Origin of the sequence: Nostoc foliaceum FACHB-393 (assembly GCF_014698505.1) — a bacterium.
GTDB classification, from domain to species: Bacteria; Cyanobacteriota; Cyanobacteriia; order Cyanobacteriales; family Nostocaceae; genus Nostoc; species Nostoc foliaceum_A.
In genome coordinates, this window is record NZ_JACJTD010000149.1 from 1 (window position 1) to 4,965 (window position 4,965).

The following is a 4,965-nucleotide window of genomic DNA, read 5'->3' on the forward strand; positions in this document are numbered from 1 at the left end:
AGGTGACACTAATTCTTTAAAACTGGAATTTACCGAACTAGACCATGACTCTAATTCCAAATGACTCAAAAAATCGAGTGCCTGGACACTAATTCTTTAAAACTGACAAATAATTCTTTAATGGACAAAAACAGACAACAGCAACTTTATTGATATCTGGATCATTTGGGATAAATTGCTTTAAAAATCTGGCTAGTCTAATAGAGCCTGGAACATTACCACCAATTTCTTTTTCCAACTTTTTCTTAGCGTCAGGAAAATCATGCAGCCAAATCTCTGCAAGTGCATCTAGAGAAGACGTGGCTAATGTATTCGCACCAGTGGCAGACCATGATTTTTCTAGCCATTGAGCATATTCATAGAAATAATGCTCAAAAGGATCTGTTGTTAATGGTGTATATTTCATCTTAAGCTAATGTAAATAAAATGTATTATATAAATAATACAAAAGTTGCGAAGAATGCAGGGAAGGCCATCGCCCCCATCGCCCACACCTCATCACCTCAAAAATGGGGGTTAATTTTGCTATGTAAGCCTTCTGTGGTGACTTGTCTGTAGGATTTGAAATGCGATGTAGGGCATTTTGGTAGAAGTAGCCGTAGTCACGGTTAAGGAGTCATGATCTGGTAGTCAGCAATCACGCCTTCCTATCTCAAAAATTCTGTATTTCTGTAAATACGGTTTTACTGTTTAGTTCCATAGTGCTGCTCTAGCAGGTCTCGCAGCAGATCAGCCATTGTTACCCCTGCATCGACTGCTTGACGTTTAATTGCTTTATGCAAAGATTCAGGGATATCCAAGGTTAAACGCTTCATTTTTTCAGGTTGCGCTTGCTCCGGTTGGGATACAACAGACTCGCGATCGCTCACCCATTGCTCTAAGTCTACGGGTTGGAGTGCTTCAGGTTTTTTACCAAAATTTACCTTTTTCGCTGACATTTATTCAACCCCCAGTTTTAATAATTCATTTACCAGCGCTTTTACTTCCTTGGCAGCAGAACCATTCTTGTCAACTTCAAAAACCGTATTGCCTGATGCTGCCGATTCTGCAAACACAACTCGCTGGCTGATAGCTGACTTCAACACTTGGAAGGGATACTGCTCAAGCGCTTCCACTACATCCCGTCCAATTGCCGTATTTACTATTTTACGATTAATTACAAATACAGCTTTAATGTTTTCTTTAAATACAGAAGCTTCTGTGATCAGTTTGATAACTTCAACAGCTGCCCAAATATCATAAGGACTGGGTTGAATAGGAATCACAACCAAATCTGCCGCAATAATTGCACTTCGTGCTAAATCCGAGACTCGCGGCGGCCCATCAATCACCACATGGTCATAATCTTTTGCAAGGGTTGGTAAATCACGGTGAATGGTAGGGCGGTCTAATCCTACTACTGGAAATGGGGGTTTCTCTCCACGTGCTGCTGCCCAATCTCGTGATGACCCTTGTGGATCTGCATCTACTAACAACACATTGTGACCTTTCAACACCAGCCCATGACTTATATGAATCGCCAGTGTCGTCTTGCCCACGCCACCTTTTTGGTTCTGTACTGAAATAATCATTTCTGTAAATAAAGGAAATCGTATTTATAGATTTACAGAAAATTGGTCTTTTGGGTAGGGTGCGATCGCCTTTTTATTACTGGAAACCATAAGAAATTCATGAGGGGCGAAAAATGAAAGCTAAAGCGATCGCCTATTCCATTTCTTTATTTCTGTAAATACGCTTTTACTTTTTAGTTTCATAGTGCTGCTCTAGCAAGTCTCGCAACAGATCAAACACAACTCGCTGGCTGATAGCTGACTTCAAAACTAGGAAGGGATACTGCTCAAGCGTGAACAATTCTAAGTGGTGACTACGGCAGCGGTCGAGAGTGGGGAGTAAGCAGTATGGAGTAGGCGCACTTAAGCAAGTGACTGACTGATAATAGAATCTTTAATTATTGTTATGTATTCTTTCTATTGCTTTAATCAATTTGGAGTAGCTACAACTAAATAAAATATCATTTTTTTCTTTATATGGTGCAAGCTCCCGTTAGAACTGTTTTTAATCCACCGGGTAAACAACACAATAATTCTGATAGTTCAATAGTTTCAGTAGCTCCCCAGTTGCCTTACTATGTCGAAGTTAGGACTGATTCTTTAATTACTTTTCTTCTACAGGTTTATAATTTTAGCGATAGAGGGCTAGTCCAAAAGTGGTTATTAGCTAGACAACAAACCGGATTTTACTTTGAGATTACCGAACATTTACATCTAGCTTTTGCAGATCAGCGAGATGGAAAAGGTACAAAATATTGGTGGACTGTTTATTATGATGACTTTGAAAGGAGAAGAATATTTAACAATATTAAGATACAAGAACACTCAGTAAAAACTAAACTTGAAAATAATCTACTCACAGAAAAATTTTTATGGAATGGATTAACATTTCGATCAGAAACTGAAATAAGGATAGCTAGAGCTTTATCTAGTCAAAATATTACTTTCTTTGCTAATGTAAATGGTTTTATAGCATTAAATGGATTACCTGTTACTAATTATGATAATAAAGATAGAGAAAAAGCAGAGGTAGATTTTTTAGTGTTTCACAATCAAAAATGTATGATTCTTGAAGTTGACGGAGTAGGACATAATCAAGTATTTCAAAGGAATTGGGATTGTAAGAGAGATAGAATATTTTTGCGGCAAGGCATTTCTACAGTTAGATTTTCAGCAGAGCAATGCTATGGAGATGCGTCCAAAGTGGTTGAAGAGTTTTTACAATTATTTAATTAAAATAGTATTTTTGCTATGGTTACTATGCCAACAAACATTAATATAACTCAGATCATGATTTAGACTTCAGTTCTATTGAGATCAGCGCTGAAATAAGAGGATTTTACGAAACCATGCCCATTGGTAGCGATCACCAAGTCGCTGTAAATGCATTGTCTTTAATTTTTAGAAGGAGGAATTACTATATTCAAAGGTGCCCCCATTCCAAATTCACTAACACCCTCTCCGCAATCAACAAAATTTCTTTGAGATAAAACTTTTTTGAAATTTTCAAAACCCAAGGCTGCTAAAAATCTTTGTCCAAGAGTATTCTGATTAAAACCAGGAATTTCTCTTTCACTGGAAACAGAGAGAGAAACCAAACCAGTAAACACAAAAGGTTGTAAATAAACTTTCATTTTAAAATTTAGTTTGTGTTCATAAAATTCTTTAAGTAATTCGATATTTTCATAATTTATTTTTTCTAATGCATAAGAGAACTCTTGATATTCTTTATAACTAATTTTACCTTCTATATATACTCCTAATATTCTTGCAAAAGCCGATGCTTTAGAAACCTGATCAAATCGATCTAAAATATTAACGATATTTTCGCCAATTTTCGTAGCATACTCAGAATCTTGTGCCAATTTCTGTGTAAAATCTCGTTTTGATTTTTCATCAATAGATTTGCTTTCTTGTAAAAAATAACATATCTTTTTGATTAAAAAATAATCACGAATAGCAAAAGCGCCTTTAGACAATGTATATATAGTTCCAAAAATAGGAATTTCTTTAAAAATTTGATTTTCCGTTATAAAATGCATACCAATATCAGCCATATCAGGTATAAGTTTTATTGTTTCAGAATCATTGAAAGTCTTAAGCAGGGAATCTCCTATCTCTTGTTGTTCGTTTTTCATTTTAAACTCCTAATACACCATCTAAGTAAAATATTGAACCATAATAGCTCAACTAACATTAAAGTTCACAAAGGCACATTAAGGTTATGCCACAGAAAAATAACGTGTCATCTCTTCAAAGAGCTAGAGATTTAGTGCGCTCTAGGGAAGAATTTGTGGGGGAGGTGTGATCGCTGTGGGGTTTTTGGATTTGTGGGGTGGCGGTGCGGGTACCACAGCCATGTCACCAAAACTTACGTCACCGCGCTACCAGTACCCAATAACCACGCTGGCGACTCCGAGCGATCATCATAGCCTCTAAATTCCAATCATTAATCTGATGAAATTATTGGCGATATAAAAATCTGGCGATTAAAATTTACTGATACACAAATACAACAAAAAAGTTTTTAGCGTATGTCAAATAAATTAGTCCTTACCGATGATGAAATCGAAAAAGCGAAAGAGCTACTTAAAAAAGCAGGACATCCCCAGCAATTTAGTACATTAACGGAAATTCAATCGCAAATGTACACATCTGTTTTAAAAGCAGAAGAAAAAATGCTTGAAGAAATCCGTCAAATTTACAAGCAATGTCAAGAACGTGAAGAACAAGAATATGCTGAATGGAAAAGGGAAGATATTAAAGACGATAAGCAAGTTGCTAGAAAAATTAGGGCAAGTTTAGGGCTTGAGGATTAATCCTACACATCTACAATAAGCGATTGTGCTTCCCCTTCCCCGCAGGGAGACGCGATCGCCACGCTACAGCTACCAAATCAAGTCCACCACGCTAACGCTCAATAACCGCGCTGACAATTTAGTGCGATCGCCCCCAATCTTCAATGCCCTATGCCCCAACTAGAGGAAGTGTAAAGCCAGTGGGGATGTTCCATACCCTCGTGTTTTTATATATATAGAAAGAACTACTAGGGTATGGAACGCCCTCTAATCCTTGCCCTGCAAGCTTTACAGCCAATAAAAATTTTAAGCACTACTTAGATTAGTAATGTGCTAAATACAGCTAATTAGTGACTTAGGAGCGCGGCGGGAACTGGATTAGATGAGGTGATTTTGTTCGCGGTCAGAAATTGGAATTTCAAAAGTTACGCTAATTTTTCTGATATTAAAACTGGAGTTGGTAGGCGATCGCCACCTTTGCCAATGTGGTGAAAGGGGTATTTCCCGACATATAAGCCCAAATAACAACCGCTAACAACTAGAAATAAATTCAATGAGTTATCCAAAAATCTGCCAAATAACACTTGAAGAATACCAAGATGAGATTGTAAAAATCA

General features: G+C 37.1%; 8 protein-coding genes. 3 read left to right on the forward strand and 5 right to left on the reverse strand.

All coding sequences use genetic code 11. From position 1 onward, the window contains the following. Positions 1 to 88: 88 nt before the first annotated feature. From H6G92_RS38145 to parA, 3 genes are all read right to left on the reverse strand, one after another. The gene (locus tag H6G92_RS38145) at positions 89 to 406 is read right to left on the reverse strand and encodes a hypothetical protein (protein WP_190901973.1); all 318 of its coding nucleotides are present in this window, start codon (positions 404 to 406) and stop codon (positions 89 to 91) included. Between the two features lie 277 nt (positions 407 to 683). After that, positions 684 to 938, reverse strand: coding sequence for a ribbon-helix-helix domain-containing protein (locus H6G92_RS38150; protein WP_190901975.1), 255 nt, complete (start codon positions 936 to 938; stop codon positions 684 to 686). Beyond that, positions 939 to 1,571 (reverse strand): ParA family partition ATPase, encoded by a 633-nt coding sequence (gene parA / locus H6G92_RS38155; protein ID WP_190901977.1) that lies wholly within the window; start codon positions 1,569 to 1,571, stop codon positions 939 to 941. Between the two features lie 456 nt (positions 1,572 to 2,027). Here parA and H6G92_RS38160 point away from each other — a divergent pair, with 456 nt between their 5' ends. Then, positions 2,028 to 2,786 (forward strand): DUF559 domain-containing protein, encoded by a 759-nt coding sequence (locus H6G92_RS38160; protein ID WP_190901979.1) that lies wholly within the window; start codon positions 2,028 to 2,030, stop codon positions 2,784 to 2,786. 158 nt (positions 2,787 to 2,944) lie between these two features. Here H6G92_RS38160 and H6G92_RS38165 read toward each other — a convergent pair whose 3' ends face one another. Then, a complete protein-coding gene (locus H6G92_RS38165) occupies positions 2,945 to 3,688 on the reverse strand; it encodes a hypothetical protein (RefSeq protein WP_190901981.1) in 744 nt (247 codons plus the stop codon). Positions 3,689 to 4,084: 396 nt separating this feature from the next. Between H6G92_RS38165 and H6G92_RS38170 the strand changes: the two genes are divergently transcribed. Further along, positions 4,085 to 4,369, forward strand: coding sequence for a hypothetical protein (locus tag H6G92_RS38170; RefSeq protein ID WP_190901983.1), 285 nt, complete (start codon positions 4,085 to 4,087; stop codon positions 4,367 to 4,369). Positions 4,370 to 4,394: 25 nt separating this feature from the next. Further along, on the forward strand, positions 4,395 to 4,532 hold the full coding sequence (locus tag H6G92_RS38175; RefSeq protein WP_190901986.1) for a hypothetical protein: 138 nt from the start codon (positions 4,395 to 4,397) through the stop codon (positions 4,530 to 4,532). Between the two features lie 241 nt (positions 4,533 to 4,773). On the opposite strand, the gene H6G92_RS40725 is transcribed toward H6G92_RS38175, so the two are convergent. Then, the gene (locus H6G92_RS40725) at positions 4,774 to 4,902 is read right to left on the reverse strand and encodes a hypothetical protein (RefSeq protein ID WP_277926954.1); all 129 of its coding nucleotides are present in this window, start codon (positions 4,900 to 4,902) and stop codon (positions 4,774 to 4,776) included. Positions 4,903 to 4,965: the final 63 nt, after the last annotated feature.

Coding starts and splice junctions, on each gene's coding strand:
- H6G92_RS38145 (WP_190901973.1), bottom strand. CDS start 406: ATGAAATATACACCATTAACAACAGATCCTTTTGAGCATTATTTCTAT.
- H6G92_RS38150 (WP_190901975.1), bottom strand. CDS start 938: ATGTCAGCGAAAAAGGTAAATTTTGGTAAAAAACCTGAAGCACTCCAA.
- parA (WP_190901977.1), bottom strand. CDS start 1,571: ATGATTATTTCAGTACAGAACCAAAAAGGTGGCGTGGGCAAGACGACA.
- H6G92_RS38160 (WP_190901979.1), top strand. CDS start 2,028: ATGGTGCAAGCTCCCGTTAGAACTGTTTTTAATCCACCGGGTAAACAA.
- H6G92_RS38165 (WP_190901981.1), bottom strand. CDS start 3,688: ATGAAAAACGAACAACAAGAGATAGGAGATTCCCTGCTTAAGACTTTC.
- H6G92_RS38170 (WP_190901983.1), top strand. CDS start 4,085: ATGTCAAATAAATTAGTCCTTACCGATGATGAAATCGAAAAAGCGAAA.